Source organism: Lysinibacillus sp. IITD104, from assembly GCF_036698265.2.
GTDB lineage: Bacteria > Bacillota > Bacilli > Bacillales_A > Planococcaceae > Lysinibacillus > Lysinibacillus boronitolerans.
Map to the genome: position 1 here is coordinate 967,245 of NZ_JBAHYH020000001.1, position 24,752 is coordinate 991,996.

Annotated in this window: 19 protein-coding genes; 15 read left to right on the top strand and 4 right to left on the bottom strand. The window is 31.5% G+C overall.

The features are described from left to right. Position 1 precedes the first annotated feature (1 nt). From V1L66_RS04995 to V1L66_RS05010, 4 genes are all read left to right on the top strand, one after another. Positions 2-2,956, top strand: coding sequence for a DEAD/DEAH box helicase family protein (locus tag V1L66_RS04995; protein WP_333003690.1), 2,955 nt, complete (start codon positions 2-4; stop codon positions 2,954-2,956). A gap of 18 nt (positions 2,957-2,974) precedes the next feature. Then, positions 2,975-3,190: a YdbC family protein gene (locus V1L66_RS05000; protein ID WP_333003688.1), complete on the top strand. Its 216-nt coding sequence runs from the start codon at positions 2,975-2,977 to the stop codon at positions 3,188-3,190. 67 nt (positions 3,191-3,257) lie between these two features. Further along, the gene (locus V1L66_RS05005) at positions 3,258-4,034 is read left to right on the top strand and encodes a hypothetical protein (RefSeq protein ID WP_333003686.1); all 777 of its coding nucleotides are present in this window, start codon (positions 3,258-3,260) and stop codon (positions 4,032-4,034) included. Continuing rightward, on the top strand, positions 4,034-5,101 hold the full coding sequence (locus tag V1L66_RS05010; protein ID WP_333003684.1) for a DUF4145 domain-containing protein: 1,068 nt from the start codon (positions 4,034-4,036) through the stop codon (positions 5,099-5,101). The genes V1L66_RS05005 and V1L66_RS05010 overlap by 1 nt, the downstream gene beginning before the upstream one ends. Positions 5,102-5,279: 178 nt before the next feature. Here V1L66_RS05010 and V1L66_RS05015 read toward each other — a convergent pair whose 3' ends face one another. The 4 genes from V1L66_RS05015 to V1L66_RS05030 form a co-directional block, all read right to left on the bottom strand. Beyond that, complete coding sequence (locus V1L66_RS05015) at positions 5,280-5,696, bottom strand: hypothetical protein (protein ID WP_333003683.1); 417 nt, start codon at positions 5,694-5,696, stop codon at positions 5,280-5,282. 1,326 nt (positions 5,697-7,022) lie between these two features. Then, entirely contained in the window at positions 7,023-8,597 is a 1,575-nt protein-coding gene (locus V1L66_RS05020; protein ID WP_333003682.1) for a helix-turn-helix transcriptional regulator, read from the bottom strand. Between the two features lie 653 nt (positions 8,598-9,250). Continuing rightward, complete coding sequence (locus V1L66_RS05025) at positions 9,251-10,489, bottom strand: hypothetical protein (protein WP_333003681.1); 1,239 nt, start codon at positions 10,487-10,489, stop codon at positions 9,251-9,253. A 518-nt stretch (positions 10,490-11,007) separates the two neighbouring features. Continuing rightward, complete coding sequence (locus V1L66_RS05030; RefSeq protein WP_333003680.1) at positions 11,008-11,742, bottom strand: DUF6615 family protein; 735 nt, start codon at positions 11,740-11,742, stop codon at positions 11,008-11,010. A 60-nt stretch (positions 11,743-11,802) separates the two neighbouring features. Here V1L66_RS05030 and V1L66_RS05035 point away from each other — a divergent pair, with 60 nt between their 5' ends. The 11 genes from V1L66_RS05035 to V1L66_RS05085 all read left to right on the top strand — a co-directional run bounded on the left by V1L66_RS05035 (position 11,803) and on the right by V1L66_RS05085 (position 24,469). Then, on the top strand, positions 11,803-12,033 hold the full coding sequence (locus V1L66_RS05035) for a hypothetical protein (protein WP_333003679.1): 231 nt from the start codon (positions 11,803-11,805) through the stop codon (positions 12,031-12,033). 315 nt (positions 12,034-12,348) lie between these two features. Next, positions 12,349-12,624, top strand: coding sequence for a hypothetical protein (locus V1L66_RS05040; RefSeq protein ID WP_333003677.1), 276 nt, complete (start codon positions 12,349-12,351; stop codon positions 12,622-12,624). A gap of 282 nt (positions 12,625-12,906) precedes the next feature. After that, the gene (locus V1L66_RS05045) at positions 12,907-13,890 is read left to right on the top strand and encodes a WYL domain-containing protein (protein ID WP_333003676.1); all 984 of its coding nucleotides are present in this window, start codon (positions 12,907-12,909) and stop codon (positions 13,888-13,890) included. A gap of 80 nt (positions 13,891-13,970) precedes the next feature. Then, the gene (locus tag V1L66_RS05050; protein WP_333003675.1) at positions 13,971-14,837 is read left to right on the top strand and encodes a dynamin family protein; all 867 of its coding nucleotides are present in this window, start codon (positions 13,971-13,973) and stop codon (positions 14,835-14,837) included. A 9-nt stretch (positions 14,838-14,846) separates the two neighbouring features. Beyond that, entirely contained in the window at positions 14,847-17,099 is a 2,253-nt protein-coding gene (locus tag V1L66_RS05055) for a dynamin family protein (RefSeq protein WP_333003674.1), read from the top strand. Next, positions 17,092-17,556: a hypothetical protein gene (locus tag V1L66_RS05060; RefSeq protein ID WP_333003673.1), complete on the top strand. Its 465-nt coding sequence runs from the start codon at positions 17,092-17,094 to the stop codon at positions 17,554-17,556. The genes V1L66_RS05055 and V1L66_RS05060 overlap by 8 nt, the downstream gene beginning before the upstream one ends. 98 nt (positions 17,557-17,654) lie before the next feature. Continuing rightward, complete coding sequence (locus V1L66_RS05065; RefSeq protein ID WP_333003672.1) at positions 17,655-17,975, top strand: hypothetical protein; 321 nt, start codon at positions 17,655-17,657, stop codon at positions 17,973-17,975. Between the two features lies 1 nt (position 17,976). Then, a complete protein-coding gene (locus tag V1L66_RS05070) occupies positions 17,977-21,060 on the top strand; it encodes a helicase HerA domain-containing protein (RefSeq protein WP_333003670.1) in 3,084 nt (1,027 codons plus the stop codon). Then, positions 21,060-21,617, top strand: coding sequence for an HNH endonuclease (locus V1L66_RS05075; RefSeq protein ID WP_333003668.1), 558 nt, complete (start codon positions 21,060-21,062; stop codon positions 21,615-21,617). The genes V1L66_RS05070 and V1L66_RS05075 overlap by 1 nt, the downstream gene beginning before the upstream one ends. Positions 21,618-21,634: 17 nt before the next feature. Beyond that, positions 21,635-22,051: an SMI1/KNR4 family protein gene (locus V1L66_RS05080; RefSeq protein ID WP_333003666.1), complete on the top strand. Its 417-nt coding sequence runs from the start codon at positions 21,635-21,637 to the stop codon at positions 22,049-22,051. A gap of 630 nt (positions 22,052-22,681) precedes the next feature. Continuing rightward, a complete protein-coding gene (locus tag V1L66_RS05085) occupies positions 22,682-24,469 on the top strand; it encodes a hypothetical protein (RefSeq protein ID WP_333003664.1) in 1,788 nt (595 codons plus the stop codon). The last annotated feature ends 283 nt before the right edge of the window (positions 24,470-24,752 follow it).

A 24,752-nucleotide genomic window follows, 5' to 3' on the forward strand; every position in this document is an offset into this window, starting at 1 on the left:
AATGAAAATTCAATTTGATGAATTAACGTATCAAACAGATGCCATAAATGCCGTATTAAGTGTATTTGAAGGACAACAAATTCGTAAATCAGAATTTACGATAATGGACCAAGATGCCCAAGGGAAATTGTTTGGTGAAAAAGGTATCGGTAATAAAATTGATGTCTCGGAAAGTAAGCTTTTACAAAATGTACAGCAAATTCAGATTAAGCAAGGTATTCCGATTGCTCAATCTATACCATCCCCATTTCCGCAATTTAATATTGAAATGGAAACGGGAACAGGGAAAACTTTCGTATATTTAAAGTCGATTTTAGAAATGAACCGTAAATATGGATTTACGAAATTTATTATTGTCGTACCGTCTGTCGCCATTAAAGAAGGTGTCATGAAAACTCTACAAATGACAAAGGATTATTTTAAAACACAAATGCAAGGGTTAGTATATCGTGCGTTTATGTATGATAGTTCTAAGTTAAACGATGTCCAAGCATTTGCAACAAGCGATGATGTAGAAATTATGGTTATTAATATTCAAGCATTCAATAGCGAAGATAATATTTTCAACCGTAATGATCGTGATAGCTTATATGGCATTTCACCAAAAGATTATATTGCAGAAACAAATCCAATTGTTGTCATTGACGAGCCACAAAGTGTAGATAACACGACGAATGCTAAGGCTGCAATCGCTGCGTTAAATCCGTCATTCGTTTTCCGTTTCTCTGCAACACACAAAGAGGAAGGATATCCTTTACTCTATAAATTAGGCCCAGTTGAGGCGTATCAACACAAACTCGTTAAGCAAATTGAAGTTGCAGGTGTTAAACGTTCGATTGATGGCAATGAAGCTCACTTACGATTATTAGGTATTAAAGCGACAAAGACTTCTGTTACAGCATCCGTAGAGGTTTTAGAGAAAACGAAAACAGGCATTGTGAAAAAGACTATTTCGCTAAAGAAAAACGATGATTTAGTGAAAAAGATAAAGTTAACTTCTTATGAAGAAATCGGATTCGTGCGTGATATTTCGGCTGAAAAAGGTAATGAGTACATCGAGTTTTCTGGTGAACCAGCTATTATTTATTTAAGTCAAGCACACTTTGCGGATTTAGAAGTAAAGCGCGGTCAAATTCGAAAAACAATTGAGGAACATTTAAACAAAGAATTAAAATTAAATTCATTAGGGATTAAAGTATTAAGTCTGTTCTTTATCGATAACGTTGCGAACTATCGCCAATATGATGAGGAAGGTAAGCCATATTTAGGGGAATATGGCCGCATTTTTGAAGAAGAATATAAGGATGTATTAAAATCTGCGAAATATAAAAAGCTACGTGATTATCATATTCCAGCTAAAGAAGTGCATAACGGATACTTCTCTATAGATAAAAAAGGTAAGTTTAAAAATGGTGGAGAAAAGGATGAAAGTGCTTTCCAAGTCATCATGAAAGACAAAGAAGACTTACTGACGATGTATGATGAAGAAAAAGGTAAGACGAAAACAGCTCATAAATTACGTTTTATTTTCTCACACTCAGCTTTAAAAGAAGGATGGGACAACCCAAACGTCTTCCAAATTTGTACGTTAATTGATTCGAAAGATGAACTTACGAAGCGCCAAAAAATCGGCCGAGGTCTCCGCATAGCTGTTAATCAAAATGGTGAACGTGTGCATGGATTTGAAGTAAATACATTAACGGTTATGGCAAACGAAAGTTATGAGGACTTTGCAAGTGGCTTACAACATGAGTATGAAAAAGATGGCATGGAGTTTGGTATTTTCACGAACGAAACCTTTAGTTCTCTTGTGTTAGAAGTAGATGAGCTTACTGGATATCAAAAACCATTAGGTCATGAGTATTCGAAAAAGCTTGTAGAATATTTAACAGATCAAAATTACATTGATTCAAAAGGTAAAGGAACCGTTGCATTAGCGAAAGCCATTAAAGATCAAGTGTTTGAACTGCCAGAAGAATATACTGTTCTTGCACCAGATATGACGGAGAAGGTTATTGCTGCAATTGAGTTGAAGTTTAATACGGAAAAAGTTGAAATTAAAGATCATGCGAAAAAAGAAACGGTTCGATTAAATAAAGAAGCATTATCTGGATCATTTATAGAACTGTGGGAACGCATTAAATATAAAACGACTTATTCGATTCATTTTGATAGCGAGCAATTTATTAAAGATGCAGCAGACAAATTACGTGATGAACTCCTAGTACGTATTCAAAAACTCGAATATGAGCGTAGGCAGTTAAAAATTGAAGAAGCGGGAATTGAGGAGAAAACGACTGTTAAAACAAGCTTTAGCACGGTTCAGCGTGAATATACGAAAGCACCAGATATTTTAACAGAGTTACAACAAGATACAAAGCTGACTCGTAAAACGTTAATTGCTATTTTAAAGCAGAGTGGCACGTTACATGATTTTAAACGTAATCCACAAATGTATATGTTAGAGGCTGCACGCATTATTAATGCTGCTAAGCGATTAGCGATGGTTGATGGCGTTAAATATGAAAAACTAGAAACAGAAGAAGTGTACGATCAAAGCTTATTCAATCAAGAAGAAGTCGAATCGTATGAAGATAGTATTGTAAAAGTTTCAGACAATCGTTCGCCTTATGATCATGTTATTGTTGACTCTAACATTGAACGAGCTTTTGCAGAATCGTGCGAACAAGATCCGAATGTAAAGTTTTATATTAAATTGCCAGCAGATTTTAAAATCAAAACACCACTCGGAAACTATAATCCTGACTGGGCATTATCTGTTGAAGAAGACGGTAAAGAGAAATTGTACTTTATTGTGGAGACAAAAGGAAGTCTAGCTGCAGAAGATTTACGCAAAACAGAATTAGAAAAAATCCGATGTGGGGAAAAACACTTTGCTGCAATCAATACAGGTATTACATTCAAGCGAGCAGTTGAACTTGAGCAAGTTTATTAAAATTTAGGGGATTATTAAATGGCAGAAATCAAATATGAAGTTGTTGAACACATCGGCGTATTATCTGAATCCGTAAAAGGTTGGAAGAAAGAATTAAACCGTATTAGTTGGAACGGTAATGCACCGAAGTATGACATCCGCGAATGGGCGCCAAACCGTGAGAAGATGGGGAAGGGTGTTACATTGTCGGAGGAAGAGTTTGAAGCGTTAAAGGCCTTATTAAATCGAATATAACAATAAGAAAGCGTATCATGTTTTTATACTGGTACGCTTTCATTTTAAAGATATGGAGGGATGTTTTATGCACTTAGAACTAATCAACAATACATTAACGACTATGCTACTTGACTGTATTAGTCATTATCCAAATTGCGGTCAGCAAAAGGAATGCTTTGGTTTAATTTTTGGTGAGCAAGATAGAAATGCAGTTGGTGAGTATACATTTCCAGTTGCGAATGTACTGAATAAAACAGCTTCAAGTGTAAAGGCTAATGAGCAAGTAAATGATATTGTGAAGGAAGCGAGAAAGCTTGTGACAACAAGTGACTTTGTTGCTTATTATCATAGCCATCCATATGATGAAATATTTGATGAATGGGCAGATCCGAGTGTTGGAGATCTTCGAGTAGCAAAGGATATTAACTCTAATATAGAAGTAATATTTGCGATTGTGAAAAGTAAAGATGTGGATACAAGTGCAACGTTAAAGTATGAATATTTAACAGATATGCAGTATCGTTTTTTTGAAGAAAAAAGTGCAAAAAATAATGAAACACCTAAGGCAGAATTAATGGGAAAAGACGGTCACGTTATTCACGGTCACTATAGAGACTATGATTTTGCAGTACGTGCCTACATATGGACAGGAAGTGCTTTTGAAGAAATTAAATTATATTCGTCTGAAGTAGAAATGAGTCTGCTACTATATGAACAAGGCATAATTATAGAAGAACTATCCAAAGAAGCAATGTATCATTTGAAAAAGCTAGAGTACTCTTTACGCTTAGCAAACAAAGATAAGTATAAAGAAAAAATACCATATTTGATTGAAAAAATTAAGTCGGTAGGTGTGAAATAGTGTCGCAAAAATTACAAGAGATTTTATACGGAATTAATCCGAGTTTAGCTGAGCTAACGCAAGATATCGAAAAGCTCCTTTTTGTTTCACCTAGAGCAGCGATGCAAACAGCGCGGACAATGGCGGAAACACTAGTTCGTCAAGTTGCACAGTTGGAAGGGCTTGAGCATAGTGAGTTAAATTTCGGTGAAGTACAAATGAAGTTAAAAAATGAAGGCATCATTACGCCAACAACGGATAATGCGATTCACTTAGTTCGACGCCAAGGTAACATAGCAAGTCATGATGGTACGCGCAAAATGTTAATTCGAGAAGCATTAACTTGTTGGGAGTATCAGCATTTGATTTTGACATGGTTTATCGAAACATATGCTTCACCGGATATTGAGGTGCCAGAGTATATTGAGCCGGTTCCTGAAAAAAGCGCGGCTGATAGTGAATATTTAATTGAACATATTGAAGCATTAATGCAGACGTTTGTGCAAAAAGAGCAGGTGCCAGTAAATGTTGTAACCGAGCAAAAGGTTAGTCGTAGAATTTACTATAAAGATCAATTTGTTGAGATACCTGATTTTTCACGAGATGCATTTTTATTGCCACAGCGTTTCCCAAAATCTACAACGTTTTTAATTCGTTTGAATGGCGAACAGCAAGCGCGTATTATGAGTGAACTACCGTATCAATTAGACGGTATGCACCAGCATGTAAAGCGATTTAAAGAAGCTAATGATGAATGCTTCTTTGAAGAATTACGATTATTCGTTGAAGAAGAACAAAAACGCAAAATACTAATGGAGCAATATCGCGGGGAAGTCTTGTTATTTTACAAATCAGATTTTGTTATTTTAACAGAAGCATTAGGAAATGTTGCGTTAACGAAGGACAACTTTCCTGGCCAAACAAGCTTGCTTAACTCGTTACAAGAGCAAGGCTTCTTACATGTTAAGGATTTCCCAAAAGAGCTAGTACTATTAGGCAAGTACCGCAATGTCGGCGAGACGGCATTAGCGAATTTATTTAATCAGTTGAAGGTGAAAGGAATGGAGTTTACAAAGGTTGAAATTTAACGTTCGTAAGGAATGATAGAACTGGCTTTAATTAATATGTGTTATTCCAATATGGAGAAGCGGAACTAGTGCAGCAATACTGTCGTCTTGATACATTAATTAAGATAACAGTGTTGCTGCTTTTGTTTTATAAATTAACCTTTGATGTTTTTCAAAAATATGTTAACCATAAAGTAATTTATAAAGAGTTAGATCCTAAAATTGAAATTGCCTTTGGATTTAAGAGAATCAATTGCTTTCGTCCAGATACGCCACCCGAAGTTAAATAGATATAACCAAGCTCACATAGATAAGCAAGTGTCTTATTTAATTGATCAACAGAAGAAAAAATGGCTTTTGTTTTTTTATAGATTACTTGTTTAGACAATGTGATGTTATCTGTCAGTTGTGCCACTTTAATTATTTTATCTAACAATAGCTTGGATTGAATTCCAATTTTGCCTCTAGAAACAATTGAGCAACACTTTTTAAAAGCAATTGGATCTATCCAATCAGTTTCAGTAATACATAATTTGTTATTACAGTTAATATAGAAGAATGATGGGTGTGGAACATTAGTTAGTGCAGATGCTAAGAAATTGTTTTGTTTTTTCATACATAAAGATCTCCTAGATTTTTAAATATTATAGTCCGAAAAATTCCATATTTTAATAAGGATTTGAAATGAAATTAAAATTTTAGAGTGAATATTATAGAAACTAATATATAACGGGATTATTCATCAACCACAACACAAAATTTCACGGAAAACCTGACTTATTTGCTTTTTCATGGGATTTTCTTTAGAAGTTTTGCATTCAGCTCATGAAATTTGAGATGTGTCCATGACAGAAAGCTATGTAGAAGAATTGATCTATCTAGCAACCTCTTGGTCGAAGACTTGTCCACTCCCCCAGCTAATGAGCTGTTAATTTCGGATGCTTTTTTGGCGATTTTTGGTGGAAGGCTTCAATTCACGCTATTACCATGTCGAGGTACCTTGAGGGATTTTATAAAGAAGCGGAAGATGATTTTGGCTTAGATAAATGAAATTTTAAGGGATTCAAATCTAAACGATTCGAACATGTCTGATCAAAGTAGTGAGCATATTGATATATATTTAGATGCTTACGACAAGACTGTATTCTACTAGAGAAAAATAGAATGCCTTTAATTCTTAGGTATTTGAAGTCACTAAAAGACTCTGATTAAGAGCATAAATATTACAAAATAGTCCCCAAAAATGTGATGTGAATTAGATATGTTTTTTTGATCATTTTAGGGGTTTCCCAGAGATATTTGTCTGCTCGGAAGCCTTGTAATTGCACGTATGAAACATAGACGTATCATGGCCTTATAAAGGTTTGGGGTTATGAAGTTGGTCATACCCTTAAAAGGGTATACTTAGCTATACCCTTTTAAGTGTATGAAACGATGGTTAAATAGATTAAAAAAATTAGAAATATATTATATGGAGGCAAAGAGTATCAGAAGTTTGGATGGGCATTAAATAATCCAGAAGAAGGAACAACGGTAGATGATTATATAAATTTGAGTTATTCAATTTATGATGAGAATGGATAATTAATCTTTGCAACTATTAAAAATCGCTATAGCCTTCTATCATTTAAAATGTAAGGCAAATATTAGTAATGCCATTTACATCATAACAGATAGCTAGATCCCTAATTATTAGAGAAACCGCTTCATTTGAAATCCTAAATGATATCGAATAGATATTATTGAAAGTACTTAATTGCCAATATGATAACTAATAATAGTTACTATAAAACATGCTATAGTCACCATTATTGGTGACTATTCAGAATCCCTTCTGTAAAGAGGAGCTGACCAGTTTAGTCAAGTAGCAATATGATTAATATTATCAATTGAAACTATTGGTTATTATAAAAGAGCCAGTAATGGTAACCACTATTGGTAACTATTCAGAATCACTGTTATTAGGATGCATAGTGTTTTTTAACCAATCTGATATGGTTGGCTGACTTCGACCTAAAATTTTTCCAATTTCTACTTGTGTTAAACCCAGTTTTTTATAGTCTATAGCTTTAAGTTTTAGTTCACTAATATAATCAAAATTTTTATTTGCACATGTCGGACATCCCATAGCACCATTCTTTGACTTATTATAATTTTTAACAACTACATGGACATATTGATACCATTCTTCATTACAAGTTGAACAAATAAAAGGTCTTTTAACATCTTGTTCTGATGTAGTAATATAATTTCCTAATTGCGTTCTTACATCTTCTCTAAGTTGATCGTAAATAGGTTTTAATTTTAAATTATCTTTTAATAATTTTCCAGATTTGTGAAGAAAATTTTGAAATATATATTTTTCGTCTTCAATTACATTTGCAGTTTTCATTTCTAATAATACAGCATTTTTTAACGCTTCAAGTTTTGGGTTTTGTATATTTAAATTAACTGCCCAATTCATAAATCGTTTTAATAATTCTACTATAACGTTATTTAGTTCCTCTTTATCTTTACTATTTCGTTGTATTATATTATGAAAATCATTTAAAGTAATTCCCTTCAATGCTACATCTCTTACACGTTCAAGATGTGTCTCACTTCTCGAAGCATCATTGTTTTTATCTTCATCGCCTTTAATTGTATAAGAATGTTGAATCCCATCGACTTCTACCGCGAAATAGGAGTGTTTATTATTATCGGATACTGTCACATAAATATCAAATTCACGCTTCCCATTATATTTATACTTATGGGAAATACCGATGAATGGAAGGTTTGATAAACAACGAAAAAAAGATAGAAATATCGCCATTTCTGCAAAAGAGGTTCCTTGTTTAACTTTGTGCTCAGAACATCTTGCTGAATTTCTTATAGCATTAATTACTGTCATCGGGGTATCAATAATATTTCCGCAAACAAAACAATAGAAATAAAATTTGCTACGATATAAGTTTTGATCATTAGCCTGCAATGTAAATATTTGTGCTTTATTCTTATTTTCATTCCAAAAAGGTATAAGATTAGGATGTTTTTCGCCTATAGAATAGCATCTACGTCTGCAAAAATTTTTAAAATTTTCTCCAAATTTTAAATGATAAAGAACCCATCGAGCTTCTTTATAAGGGGTATCCTCTTTACAATCTTGACAAGTTAACAAAAGCGTATGATTTCTATAATTTATATTACTTAGTGGCGTTTTATTTTGAATAGAATAGAGTTTTGCAAACTGTTTGTAATTGATCTCAGAATTGACAAACCATTTGCAAATTCGGCAACATAATGACTCTTGTCTATAAATTTTCGTTCTCAGTTTTGTTAAGCTTATAAACTCAGGATGTCCGCAAAGAGGCATTCGGAAGTAATAATATTTTTTAGTTTTCAGCTCAGAAAAGTGTATTGGATTCGTATTAATTATTTCTTGTATATCATGTAAATGTTTTTCCAAGTTGTATTTTTCTATATATTGAGGATAGATGTAAAATTGTTCTAGATGTCTGTATTCATGTTTTTGCATAAAATATATCTCCTCCTGATTTCATTAATATTTCAGGAGTAGTTTTTTCCAAAATGTTTATACTATACTTCGTTTTATTCAAAATTTTATTACGGATCTACAAGTACTTATAATTCATATTTATTGAGTATAATACTTCCGACTAAGGTGTAATTTCATCCTTTACTGTTCCTATAAATACAACTATTACTAGATGCCATGATTTAAACGGCAACCGTCGGATGTTATCTTCTTTAACAACAGAGATATATGGTTGTATAGCATATAGACTTGTGAAATTTAGCGGTTGTATATGCACAGTATAATTAGAAGAAAGATTCAAAGTTTACTAAGGAGCGTTTTTTAGATGAGATTATAGATGCAATTGGAGTAGTATGAAAAGTGGTGAATATGTTAGATTATGCGTTTGTGTATCAAACAATAGTTTTATGGAAAAGGCATTTAAACAGAAGTATGGGGAAGATAGGTATTTAAATATAGTTAACCATCCAAAGTATATTGAGCTATAGGACTGAAATTTTCACTAAGAGTTAAAAATTATAAAATAAATTATAATAAGAAAAGATCGCAGAATTTTACGTTGGTACATAGGAGGTAGGGTTAGAAAATAAAAACTAGCAAGTAGGAAAAGCTTGCTAGAGGGTGAGGTATGACTACATATAATTCTTCTTTAAAAACTTAACTAATTCCATGGTGCCTATTAAACCCAAATTTTGATAATCTAAAAATTCTGTTGCAATAACGATAGTATTAGAGCTAACTTTCTCTTTAGAAACATAAATAGTTTTATTACTTTCTTCCAAAGTTACTTCATTAAATTCAATTTCTGGCCAAATCTTTTTAAAGAGTGTTAGTTTGGATTTAACTGCTCCAAATGAAAGTAAAAATGGAATATGGTATTTATTCAGAACGTTTTTAAAAATAGAAACTCTTTTATTCACCCATTCATTGTATGGGTTTTCAGCGCCTCCTTCAAAATTAAATGCTTTTAGATATAAATTACTATCTACATTAAGATAAGGAAAATCATAGTTCTTTTCATCTCTCCTAGGTAATGGCCTCCAATCTAATAATGCACTTTTTAATCCTGGTTTGTTGGAGTAAAGACCGCCACTTGCTATTAATTCTTTAACTTTACCTAATTTTTTTGAGTCGCCTTTTTTGAACCAATCATCAACTGATGATTCTTGATCTTCAAGTGCTAATAGAATACGAGCAGTTAAGTAGAGAAATGGACTATTAGGTACAATTGAACGTTTATTTAGATCATAATTGTTGACAGTCCAATATCCTAGTTTCCAATTCCCTTCATTAAAGTAATTTGTATTATTTTTCTTAAATTCATTACATAAAAGGTCAATATTATATCTAGGTGATGAATTTCCTAAACCTCCCTCGTTTCCTAAAAAGGCAATGAATGTTTTAGGAAAATCACCATGCCCGATAAAAGAGGTAAGGGATGATATTTCCTCATCGGAAAGATTAAAATGATACTCATCTGTTTGTTTATCATCATCATCGATATCAAAATCATCAACTAATTCTTCTTCGTATTCCTCGGGTTCAGGAGTTTCTACTCCTTGAGAACATACATACGAATTGTTCATTAGGAGAATTCCTCTAAAAACTTCATCTTCCTTTGCATCTTTTGAGAATTCATCAATAGATACTCTATTTAGATAATCGAAGTGTTGTCTCAATGCTGATGGAGTACGAAGACTAAAGATAGGATATTGATTTATGAGTTCTGCAGCATAATTTTCTCTTTTTCTTATTGATTTTGAACCAGAATTAATAAAATTAATATAATCCTTTAATTCATAAAAACAAACTGTATTTTCAGCAGTTGTCCATTTAATATTTCCCTTTTTATTTCTCATCTGATTTTCCATTATTATAAATCCTCTCTTAAAGATTAAGAATAATTTCATGCTTTTCATTATACTATATAGATATTGTTAATAAATGTATATTCATTAATTTATTCGCAAATTTCCTTAATAAGTAAATAGTCTAGTTGATTAAACGTATGAAATGAATAAAGTATATTGCTTGCTGGTAAGCAGAATTAAGTTGTTTATTGTTAGAAATTCATTAATGAGGAGGAAGTCAATGTTTAAATGTGTATAGGTAGGTTAAATGTACTGTAGAAAAGACTTCAATAATAACTATTTAAACAAATTATTAACAGCGTTATGTTTAACTTGAATTCCATAATGTGGCCAGATTGTGGAGCAACGAAAAGCCAAAATTCTAATGCTGAGAAATTTAGTATTTCAATATATTTTTAGGGGAAATAATAAAGGAAGAAGTTTAAGAATGAATGACCAATTAAGTAGAAAAAAATTTTTATTTAGACGATGAAGACTTATTAAGAGCAACTTCGGGTTGAAGTGCTCCTTTTGTGAAGTTATATATTCTTATCTTTAATCTTTGTAAGTAAGATAAATTTTGGTATCGGAGTATCTTGAAAGTATGTACTTATATTATCCTTGCTTTGTTTCTTTAACACATAGACTGGTAATTGATGTTCATTTTTAATTACATCTTGATAATTCGGACGCTCATAACCAGCATTCTTATAACCCGAACCATTTATAAAGTCATTTATTTTACTATTATCGCAAAAACAAGAATTCATTTCATATAAAGCGTTATTATTTTGTAAGTATATAGGATCTTTGTATTGCGTAGTAATACTTTTTATATATTTAATATCTTCTGCAAATGAAAAAGTCCATGAATTCTTAATAGTTTTACCTACAAAGTTATAGAAACAATATAATGGAATCATTCTCCTTGTATTTGAATAGTTTATTAGGCGATCAATCTGTGGAGTGTGTCCTCCAATTTTATGAGCTATTTTATCGTATTCAATACTATCCTTATACCGTTTTTTGGCTTGTATGTTTAATCCAATATAACAATCTTGGTAGATTTCTATCCACCATTCTATATCAGCACCTGTAGTAGCTTCGCTTGTTGAATGTATTAATCTAGCATCACTACAATTTTTTTGAATCTGATAAACAATTTCTTCAGTTAATGATGGTTCATTATATTTACCGCCAGATTTATAATAATCCATTCTCTCTTCAATGATTTTTTCAAGTTTCAATACATTTTTACATGTACATGAAGTCATAATATCTTCTCCTATCAATATTAATTAAGTAAATAATATCATTATTGAATAGAGTATAGTATGGTCACTACAAAATCCGAAGTATTTGTGGCTAACATACTCGATAAGATGGAAATTGAATATTACTATGAAGAACCATTAGACGTTAGTGGTAAAACCTATATTCCTGATTTTACTTTACGCTATCAGGGAAAAACTGCTTATTTAGAGCATCTTGGAATGCTAAGAAATAAATTAAATAAAAAGCATTGGGACAAGAAAAAAGCAAATTATAAAAGAGTGGTAATTTAGGTAAATATTACTAATATGATAATTACAGATGATTGATTAAAAGGAAGCTTTGATGCGACATTAATGGAGAGGAAAATTTAAACATGGATAAAAAATAGTTGATTAATTCCCACCAGCAAACATGTTCCTTTATACCCGTATCTAATTCATCATCTTATTCCAGTGCGAGACTGTCGTGAGGTAGAGGTTAGTTTAATAAAGCCTGTAAGAACAAATCCTAAATTGTAGGGATTTAGTCCCTTAGTGCTAATTTGTAAAATTTTATTCATCATATGGAAACTTAGAAGTTGTAGATTTTTATTGGAGGGAACATTTATGGAAGATGGAAATCGTTCGATAGCATACTTCAAAATGCATAAAAATCTTACTACAGATTTGAAACCGAATGAAGGTTATTTAAGTTGGTCAGAAAAATGCCACAACGAAGCAAATGCTTATTTTGAAGTATTATTTAGATGTAAGGGTATGATTCATAATGATTATAGGAACGCTTTTTTTACAAATGTTTCATTTAACCCCCACCGTATTTACACTAATCATTTTGAGATTATCAAAGCTGACTACAAGAACTTTTATCGTTCTTTTAATTAGCTTTTTTACATCAGAGTCTCACTAAATGACCTATTTATTACCTCTAACCGAATATCCAAATAATAAAATGCATTTATTTATGTTATTGAAATAGTATCTAAATTATGTCTGTGGCACGCAACTTTATTATATGGTCCTGGTATAATATCACGTTAAGAGACTGAATAAAATGTCATGATAAAAATGAAAATACTGGTATAATAAAGGTGTATAGTTTTATTTATTTGAGTGGTCATATTATGTCCAACTACATATGTAAGATTGATATAACGAGGTGATGCAATGAGCCAAGATAAGGGGTCGCAAATTTATCGTATTTTGTCGATGTATGAGCGTCTTACGAAGGGCGAAACGCTTATTAAAAAGGAAGAGGCAGCACGGTTCCAAATAAGTGGAAAGTCGATTCAGCGAGATATTGAGAGTATCCGTAATTTTCTAGAGTTAGAAAAGTGCAATGAATATGTTGATTACGACCGCTCGAAAAAAGCGTATGTTTTAGAAACGCGGACGCCAAGTTGGCTAAGAAATGAAGAGATTTTCGCTATACTAAAAGTCCTGATTGAATCACGTGCATTTCCTAAAGGTGAGATGGACAGCTTGATTGATAAACTAACGCATCTTGCAAAAAAAAGTGACCAAACAGTGATTAGGAAAATGATGGCGAATGAAAAGCATCTGTATGCCGAGTTGTTTCATAAGAAGGAATTGCTTGATACTTTGTGGCAGCTATCATTAGCAATCCAAGCGAATAAAGTCATTATTATGCACTATAAACGCGAATTTGACGAACAAGCAAGTGAGCGAAAGGTAAAACCGGTCGGCATTATTTTTTCGGAGTACTATTTTTACTTGACTGCTTATCCTGTCGATAAAGAATTTGATTTTCCAACAATTTATCGGATTGATCGAATCGAGAAATTTGAACAAACATCTATTTCATTTAAAGTGCCGTACCATGAACGTTTCCAAGAAGGGGAATTTCGCAAACGCGTGCAGTTTATGTATATGGGTGAGCTTATAAATGTAAAGTTCAAATTCACTGGTCCTTCACCGCAAGCCGTTGTTGACCGATTACCAACAGCAAAAGTTGTAGAAAAGCTAAACGATGGTTTAATTTTTGAAGCAGAAGTTTTTGGTAAGGGGATAAAGATGTGGTTGTTGAGTCAGGGAAGAAACGTAGAATTATTAGAACCTAAGAGTGTAAGAGAAGATATAATAAATGATTTTCATGCAATCAATAAACTGTACAAAATTACTTCTAAATAAGTATTCACTGTCAATTTAGCAGTAGTAAACACTTCGGCGTAAGCAATAAAGAAATTATTTTAAAGATTGGATGTTAGATAATGGCTAGCACAATGAATTTAGAACAATCAATCATTTTAAATGATAAAGATGTCGATAAATATTTAGCAATAGGAACAATGAGTTCAGGTAAATCTACATTTTTAAATAGTCTTATAGGGTTCGAACTATTCCCTTCAAAAAATGAAGCATGTACAGCTAAGATTATTTCTTATTATGCTAATCCAGTAAGAGATGAATTTCTATATAAAAATAAGAGATCCAAAAAACCTACCTTGCGAAAGAGATTAGATTATAAGCAGATTGAAGAATGGAATGAAAGTTTGAGAATAGATGAAATTTTTATAGAAGGTCCACTCCGTTCAGGCAAGAAAAAAAGCTTTGGAATTATTGATACACCAGGGCCAAATAATTCAATGGATAAGTCACATCGTGAAATGATGCAAAAAGCTTTAAGTAAAACAGATTATAGAAAAGTTTTTTATATTTTAAATGCTACTCAACTTGGTACAGAAGATGATTGTAATTTATTAAGCTTCGTGAAAGACAAGTGTGCAAAGTCTAAATTGGTATTTGTCGTAAATAAATCTGATGAAATTGATGATACTGAGGAAGAAAATTTAAATTTGGTTTCAAAAAATGTCAATGCATATCTACAGAAAAATGGATTTGAAAATCCAGAAATTTACTTTGTTTCATCATTAAGTGCTTTGTTAGCGATAAAGACAATTAATAACTATGAGCTAACAAGAAAAGAGTCAACAGATTATAAACGATTAAGTATTTTATTAGAAGAAAACCTAGCCTCGTACAATATCAATAATTTTGTTAAGAAACCTAGTAAATCAAAAATAGAAAATGAACTATGGAATAATTCTGGAATACCAGAGTTATTAAATATAATTTGAGGTGAAAAAATGAAGGTAACAATGAAATATAACCCATATAAAGTCGAGACTCAATTATATGTGGATAATGAAAACTTAATGGATAGTACAAAGTTTTCAGCTTATAAAAATGAGCGTTTACAAGTTTGGATTGAAATACTATTCCCAATGTTAGTGGATGAAATAAATGACGATATTTTTGATTTTGAATTTATTGGTACGATGCCTGATTTTGAAGACATTCAACTATACTCTTCATTTTATCCAAATGTAACTTTAACTCATATACAAGTTGAAGAAATTGATGATAAATTTAGCAGTCTTGAAGAGCTGGTTCAAATGATGAAGGTTGGTCCATTCGAACAATTACGCGATGAACGTATTGAACATAACTTCCAAAAAGCTTTAAATAGTGAATTTGAAATTGCTGTAATAGCTACGATGAGTTCAGGTAAATCAACATTGATTAATGCTATTTTAGGACAAGAACTAATGCCTTCAAAAAATGAAGCTTGTACTGCTAAAGTATCACGCATTAAAAATAATCCTAATATTACAAATTACTCAGCAATTGCCTATGATAAAAACGGCGAAGTTTTCAAAACAATTACTAATGCTTCGGTAGAAGATTTTACAGCATTTAATGATGATCGAGAAATTCATTTGATTGAAATTGAGGGGAATATTCCAACAATAAAATCTGGCAAAATGAATCTAGTATTAGTAGACACGCCAGGTCCAAATAACTCGATGGATGCATCACATAGACAACATACATTGTCCGTTATTAAAAGCGATGATAAACCAATGGTACTTTACGTGCTGAATGCTACTCAGTTAAGAACAGACGATGACTTAGCTTTATTAAATATCGTGGCTGAAGCAATGGCGGTTGGAGGTAAGCAATCTAAAGACCGTTTTATTTTTGCAATGAATAAAGCTGACGCTTTTGATCCTGAAAAAGGTGAAAGTATTGCTGGCGCTATCGAAAATGTAAGAGACTATTTAGAGCAACAAAATATTGAAAATCCAAATATTTATCCAGTGTCGTCTCAAGTTGCCAAGGTTATCCGTAAGCAACAAAACGGTTTAAAACTTACGAGATCTGAAAAAGCAGATTTAATTAATGTTGATTTATTTATTGAAGAGCCTTCAATGCACTTAAATCAGTATGCTCCAATTAGTCCTTCTTTAAATAGGGCTATTGAAGAAGCTGTTGAGAATACACGGGATGAACATATTCAAGCATTACATTACACAGGTATTACAAGTATTGAGGCAGCGATTAATGAGTACTTAGAAAAATATGCAGTAACTTCGAAAATTACAAATGCGGTTAATACATTCCAACGTATTGTGGAACAAGAAGATATGCAAAATAAACTCGAGCATGCCATCTTGGAAGACTCACAACAACGTGAGGAAATTAAAATGATTATGGAATCGATTAATGCTGAACTTGAAAAAGGGGATAAGGCAGCTGAGTTTAAGTCTAAAATTGAAAATATGGATGTTAACATGAGTAATTTCTTTTCTGATGTTAATAAAAAAACATTTAAAAAATTAACTGATATTCCAAACAAGCTAAAAGGTAAAGTTAAAAAATTTGAGGCAGAACGTATTTTAAGTAAGGTTCAGTCTGATGTTCTGATGTTACAAGATGAGTTAGTAACAGACTTAGAAAAAAACATTAGTCTAGCTCTACGTCAAAAAGCGGAGTCTTATGTGTCCGAATATCAATCCTATATCGAAGGTATTACAAGCTTTGAATCTAATTCTATTAAATTATCAAATTGGAATAAAGCTTTCACATCGGGAGAAATTAATGTTGAGAATTTAATTGATCGTTATTCAACTAATGAGAGGATTGTAGTAGGAACTCGAACAGTATCAAATTCAGATCGGAAATGGTACACATTCTGGAGACCGAAATATGTGGAAGAAAACGTTTATGAAGATATTGAGTTTGTAGATTTAGAAGCGATAGGGATAAACACAATGGACCCAATCGAGGATGCAATTGAAAAGAATATAAAGGATGCAGTTCAATTTACTGAAAGTGAATTGAAAAAATTGAAGCAATTCTTTATATCAGAAATATCTCGTTTAGAAAAAATTATGCAAGCTAGAATAAATGAAATAAAGGATTTAGCAAGTGAAACAGAAAATTTAGATGAACAATTGAGAGAGCATTATGTCAAACGTGAATGGTTAGAAGCATTTATTTATAAACTTGATAACGTATTAGAATTAAAAGAAAAGGAAGTGGCTTTTTGTGAGTAAATTATTACATGCTATTGAAACAAATAATATTGAAGATATTCAAAAGTTTTTGAAAGCAAATATTACTGTAAATCCAAATGATTCTGAAAACAGTATGAAGACAGCATTAAAAAAAATCGAACAAAAAAACTTACCAATTTGGGAACAACATGATGATGCTACATTTAACACTAACCGTACTGAATGGACTCAAGATTATTTTGTAGAATTACAAGTAGATTTACGTATGAACTTTTCAAAAGAGCGTTTTATGCACATGTTAGAAGTTGGTAAAGTAGCGTTCCCTGTCTTAATTGAAGAAAAGCAAACACAACAAAAAGTAACTATTAAACAAAATCAAGAAACAGATAATGATGGTACTAGCGAAAAAAAGAACCGAACGCTACTGGCGGGGCTAGTGGGGGTAGCAGTAATAGTTCTAGTAGCAGTTTTAATCAAAATGATCAAGAACGATTAAAGACAAAAGGAATTAGGCAAGTTTTTGAAGAGTATTGGGATGTATTTTTAGAAAAGGGGAAATTACCTCCACAAAAAATTGTAGATTTAGTATGTATTATGGTCGGAGGAAGATTTTTAACTGATTCTGATTTGCAAAAATATAAATTGCTACAATATGAAATGGAAAAACAGAAGCTAGAAAATGATGATTTAAAATTTGAAACAGATTGTTTGAAAAAACAAATAAAATCATTGGAAGCAATTGTTGCTACTACAAAAGTGGAAAACGATAAGTTGCAAAAAGCGTATACAAATTTACAGTATGATTTTGACCGGATTCAAAATGAATTTGATTCAAGAAAGAAAAATATGGTTGTTTCAGAAAACAATATTGAGAGTAAATCAGCAATAAATTCTATTCTTCAATGGGAGGATTAAAATGAATGAAATTACACAATTAAAGGAGCAAGTTGAGCCTGCTCTACAAAATGCAGTTCAATTAATGGAAAAATCCTACCTTCATAATTTAACACAATATAGTATTATTCCTTTATCAGATTCAACGATGATTTCACAAACTGAATCGTTAAGACAAATTCGATTATTTGAAATTGAAAAAATTGTTTATGATAAAACAGAGGATATTACCGAAAAACTAGTTAATGTATATAACACTTTAGGGAATTTAAGCAATTCCCTAGTGTTAATTATTGATAGTGATGGTAGTGAAGTGAAATTTTATGTAGGTACACGCTCAAATCAAATTTCAACTGCTCAAGAAAGCTTAATAAAAAGTATGAAGGGAAATTTCCCAGGTACTAAGCTTTCAAAAATTTCAAATACGCAGTATACGGATATAATTAATTCTGTAATAACGGGTAAAAAGGAAAGACTACGTCGAACAGTAGCAAGTGTATCAGGAATCCCAGCATTTAAAGATACAGAGAAGACAATGTATGTACAGGGACTTGAAAAATTTATTAATGCTATGCATGGTGAAAAATTTTCAACAATTTTAATTGCTGATGCAGTATCCAATGATCAAGCGTTAATTATTAAACAAGGCTATGAAAATATGTTTTCTTCATTATCCAAGTTTCAGAAAGTTGATTATACAGTTGGGAAAAATGAAAGCCAAGCATTGGCAGAGAGTCTAAGCGAAGGTATAACTGAAACGATAAATGAAAGCATTGGCCAAACACAAAGTTATACTAATACAGATACTCATGGTACGAATGAATCTAAAACTAAAGGTAGTAGTACAGGTGGATCCTTCGCACCTATGGGGATTGGTGCTAACAGAAGTCAAAACTCTAGTAAAACGGTAGGAGTTAATCGTTCTAAAGCATTTGCTGACTCTAAAGGGACTACAACAACACGTGGAAGCTCGAATGCTACGTCAAAAAACATTTCAAATAGCACAACTAATACTGAGGGTTCGTCTCAAACAATACAAGTACATGTTGAAGATAAGCGTGTGACAGAACTATTGGATAAAATTGATTTACATTTAGATAGATTAAATAGCGCAGCTGATTTAGGTTTATGGCATTATGCGGCCTATTTCTTAGCAGACGACGAGCAAACGGCAACTGTAGCAGCTACTAATTATCAATCAATTATTCGTGGGAATGAATCCGCAATCGAAGGCGCGGCTATTAATATTTGGAATAGTGAGCATATTTATAATGTACCAGTAAGAGAATCTTTAAAAAAACTACAACATCCAAAATTCCAAGTAAATGAAGCGGGTTTAAGTTCTATTACCCCTAGTTCATTAATTAATACAAGAGAATTATCTATTGCTTGTGGTTTACCTCGCAAGTCAATAAACGGGTTACCAGTTGTAGAAATGGCTGAGTTTGGTCGGAATGTATCTTACTTAACTGGGCTAGAAAAAGGAAAAAGTATCGAACTTGGTAATATTTATCACATGGGTGAAACCGAGGAAACCACGGTTGATCTAGATGTTAAAAGCTTAGCGATGCATACATTTATTACAGGTTCAACAGGTTCTGGTAAATCAAATACGGTCTATAAATTGTTAGACTCTTTATTGAAGCAGCAAGTGAAATTTTTAGTTATTGAGCCAGCAAAAGGGGAATATAAATATGTATTTGGTGGTTATGAAAACGTAAATGTATTCGGTACAAATCCAAAACAAACAGAAGTTTTACGTATTAATCCATTTTATTTCCGTCCTGAGATTCATGTACTTGAACATATTGAAAGGCTAATTGAAATTTTTAATGCATGTTGGCCGATGTATGCGGCGATGCCTGCTATTTTAAAAGAAGCGGTAGAGGAAGTTTATCGTAAAACGGGTTGGCAACTTGAGTCATCAATAAACTTCAATAGTGTACCTCAATATCCAACAATGAAATTGTTAGCAGAAGTGTTACCCGATGTTATCGAAAAATCGGGTTATTCAGAAGAAGTTAAAAGTAACTATGTCGGCGCACTCGTAACGCGAGTAAAATCATTAACTACAGGCATTTTAAGTAATGTATTTGTTGATAATGAAATTGAAAATGAATTATTATTCGATGAAAATTGTATTGTCGATTTAAGTTTAATTGGATCTGCTGAAACAAAATCTATAGTTATGGGTATTTTGTTCATGCGTTTACAAGAGCATCGTATTGCATCAGCATCAACTATGAATACACCTTTAAAACATGTAACTGTGTTAGAAGAGGCACATCATTTATTACGTAGAACTTCTGATACACAAGCAGGTGAAGGTGCTAATATGCAAGGTAAATCAGTAGAAATGATTACAAACGGAATAGCTGAAATGCGTACTTACGGTGAAGGATTTATTATTGTTGATCAATCGCCTAATTTACTGGATCCGTCAGCAATTCGTAATACTAATACTAAAATTATATTAAGATTACCAGATGAAGCAGATCGAGTTTTAGTAGGGGCAGCGGCAGCTTTAAATAATCTTCAATACAATGAAGTTACTAAACTTGAAACTGGGGTTGCAGCTATTTATCAAAATAACTGGTTAGAACCTGTGCTATGTAAAGTACATGCGTTTAATAATGAAAAACCATATAGTTACGAATTTAATATGGTTAATTATTTAAAAGAAAATAGGGAACATGCGGCAGAGATAATAACTAATATTGTAACTAATAGTTTTAATGCAAAAGAAATGTCATCAAAACTGCTGATAAATAATAAATTAAGTACGTTTTTAAAACAGCAAATCTTAACTGAAATAATTGATAATGAAGAATTATCCATTTTAAAGAAAGGGAACGAAGCCCTTTTGGGCGAATTCTTTGCTAGCTACATACCGTTACAAGAAGTAATAGCATTTGCAAATACCGCTTATTCTATCGATGAGTTTAATAAAAAATTCCAAAAAGCATTATCAATGTATGTGGGACATCATGAATTTAAAGACCTGATACAAGAATGTCTAATGCTTTATTATTGTAAATTAAATTCATCCTTTGTTGAATACTATATAAAATGGTTCGACCATAAAAAGGAAGGTGTAATTATATAATGTCAATAATAGGAGCCTCTTTATCAGAAGTTGCAAGTATACAAGAGATTCCAAAAGTGGAGGATGTCAAAGACTTACCTACATCTACTACCGAAAGAACTGAATGGAATTCAAATGCAGAAAGTTCTGGGGAATCTAGATATATTATTTGTAGAAATGAATCATTAGATGGTGATTGCCATCCTATTTCAGGTGTCGAATTCGAAAAGAAAACGGTTGAGTTACCTGATGGATCACAAGTTGAGGGGGTATTTCCTAAATTTGACTCCAAATTTGATGCTCAATTAGATGAAACACAGTACAATGAATCTGATGCGAAACAGTTTAAAGAAGCAAATAGTCAATTAAAAGAAGCTATTGAAAGTAACCCAGAGTTAAGAGAACAATTTACTGATGAACAATTAGAACAAATCGAAGCTGGCGATACACCTGAAGGGTATGTATGGCATCATTCAGAAGAACCAGGAACTCTTCAGTTAGTAGATACAACAGCCCATGCGCAGACTGGTCACACAGGTGGACGTTCTGTATGGGGTGGAGGTAGTGACAATCGTTAAAATTGGAGGGGCAAAATATGAATTGGGTTTTAGCTAAGCCATTAATAAATTTAGAATTAATCAATGAATTTGAGCAAAAATATAATGTTAAATTTCCTACTAGTTATGTTGAAATAGTCCAAGAATATAATTTAGGACGCCCAAGACCGAATGTATTTAATACGAATAAAAGTAAAGAGCGTATTGCAAAATGTTTATTATCATTTGATACTGAACACAAAGAAAATATTTGGGATATTTATTCAGTGTTAAAAAAACAATTACCTGCTGATGTAATTCCTTTTATGGTAGATCAATTTGGTAATTTTATATGCTTCTATTTTGATTCATTAACATTAGAAGTAACGATTGTTTTTTGGAATGTTGAAAATCAACAGATTGAAAATATTGCTGAATCGTTTGATGAATTTATTGCAACATTTTATGAACTGTAATAGTTAATAATACAGGTAGGGGGGATATCCACCATCTCCATAGTGCTAAATATATTTAGTTTCATTTTACGTCAAAATCCGTAGTTTCAAGGATTTTGGCGTTTTAGCATAATATGACCTAAATAAAGATCTTGCTCGATTCGAGCGACTTTCTTAATATTGCCTCTGTCTTTCTACTATAGAGGATGCGTAAATATTAATAGCAAAGCATAAGGGAATACTTTGTTAAATTTGGAAAATGTAGAAATTTCCGTTCTGGACGAATAAATGGATAAGATATGATGAAAAGCTATAAATAGCCACTTGATGGCAATCAAATAAACAATATTTACTGGTCAGTGAGAAATATTAGACAAACAATAAACGATTTATCAAAACTATGTAAGCATATCAGCCGAGTATAATTATACGAATGATCCTGTGACGTCGAAAAAGTTAGTAGTTAATTTATTTATAAATATTCTTGAAGGACAATCGTAAATGGATATAAATAAAAAAGGTGGAGTAAGAGTTAAAACAGTAATTAATACTGAGATTTAAGTACTTACTTCACCTTTTGGATTTGTGTTGTTATTATATGTATTAATAATAATAAAATACATTATATTTGTCAAGGGAAGGGGAAAATTAATGTCATTACATACAACGTTGTTCATTGAATTACTTGAGTCAAAATTAGAAACAAAAGATGATCTGAAATTTGATAGTTTTTTTATGTTAATAGAAGAATACTTAAACTTGGAAATTGATTTAGACAATGCTACAAAAGAAACGATAAAGTTATTACAAAGAGCAAGAGAGGATTATCTTGAAGATATATTGTTTGAAATAGATAATTCCCCATATTTGAAATATAGAAATTTTTATACGGATGATTTAAAAGTGATAAAAGCGATGCTTCAAAATTGCAATTTAGATTATGAAATGATAAAAATTGTATTTACAACATTTCACAAGAAGCGCACTGTAAATTATTTTGGGAATTTAAATGAAATGTTGGAAAAGAATAAACGTATAGATTTTGAAGATATTTTTAAGCTGGTAGATAATCTACTTCAAGAGATAATATATCATAATTTTTCATACGAAAAAATTCGTGTTATTATCAAACACTCTGACAATAAAAATAAAGTTTGCAAAGAAATACAAAATATTTATGATGAGAGTAAAGATAAAAAATATCCTTTATGTCTAATAAATGCAGAGGTCCCTAAGGAGTTAGAGGATAAAGAAGTACTGATAGTAGAAAATATTAAGCTATATAAAATTTTTAATGAAAAATGGGAGTTCACTAATTCGCAATTTGCTCAATTATATAAAGATTCTTTAGAAGAGTACTTTTTAAAGAAAGATAATAAGTCCAAATATAATTTTAAAGGAAGTCTTTATATCTTTGAAACATATAATTTAAATGGTGCTGATTATCAAACAAGGATTAGAAAGGCTGTTAGAAGTTTAGAAGTAAACTTAAAAGGATTAATGAGCCGAACTGGGCAAAGGAAAAAAAATATTATTCATAATACAGCTTTTACATTTCTAGAAGATAGCCCAACTAATTATAAGCGGTTAAATGTTTCTATTGGTAGTTCAAAGTATGTTTCTATACATAAAAATAGAAGTATTAATGACATTGAAGAATTTTATAAACACTACGTAATTTCTTATTATCAAGAAAATAATAACTATACTTCATTTAGAACTATATATAACTTATTGGATTTGATAAAAAATGCCTCTGAAATGACTTTAGAGAATAAACTAGTAATTTTGTGGTCTTGTATTGAAAAAATCTGTGTAGATTTAAATATGCGTTCAATTATAAATAAGGTGGTTACTATAACAAGTAAGTCACACTTAATGTATATTTTAAAAAGAGATTTAAATGAGATTTGGCAGGAATTGGTTCAGTATGGCTATAATGAGAAAATTGCATCATTGAAAAATGTGGGGATTTCACAAAGTGGGGAAATTAATAAATATAACCCTGAACTTTTATTGACAGCTATAAAAGAAATGAAAGAAGCAGAAAAGAAAGTAATCATCGATGAGAATATAATATTAGCTGCTAAAATTTATGTTTTTCAAGAAAATGTGAAGGATAACCAAAGTATAAAAGAATACTTATTAAAGGAAAAATTACTTGTTCAGCAAAATATACGTAGAATATATAGACATCGAAATATATTAACACACACTCATAATCAGGAAAGTTTTAATTTGCAATATTTTACTGATTTATTGGAAAAGTATCTAAATGGTCTTTTATCTACAATAATTCATTATACTTTACGAAATCCTAATGTTACCATTAAAGATATTATATACTCTATTGATAAAACATATGATTACTATGAGTCAGAAATAATTAGTAGTAATGATTATAAAAAAATATTAAAACCGCATTATTTATTATTATAATGTTATAGTCTCCGTAAGCGTTTTTAGCAAACCTTATTAATTCCTTTGTAAGAGCTATTCTTCACCATCAAAAAAGCCTCTCAAACGTTAATATAATAAGGTTTGTCTGTTTTGTATACTTAACACCCGCCGTCTCCATTTTATGAAATCAAATGATTTCAATGAACGTCAAAATCCTTGATAAATAAGGATTTTGACGTTTTTTCTATATCATGTGACTTCATTGTTCAATCGAATGTAGTCAATTATGTTACATATTAATATAGTCAGCGAACTTTAATAT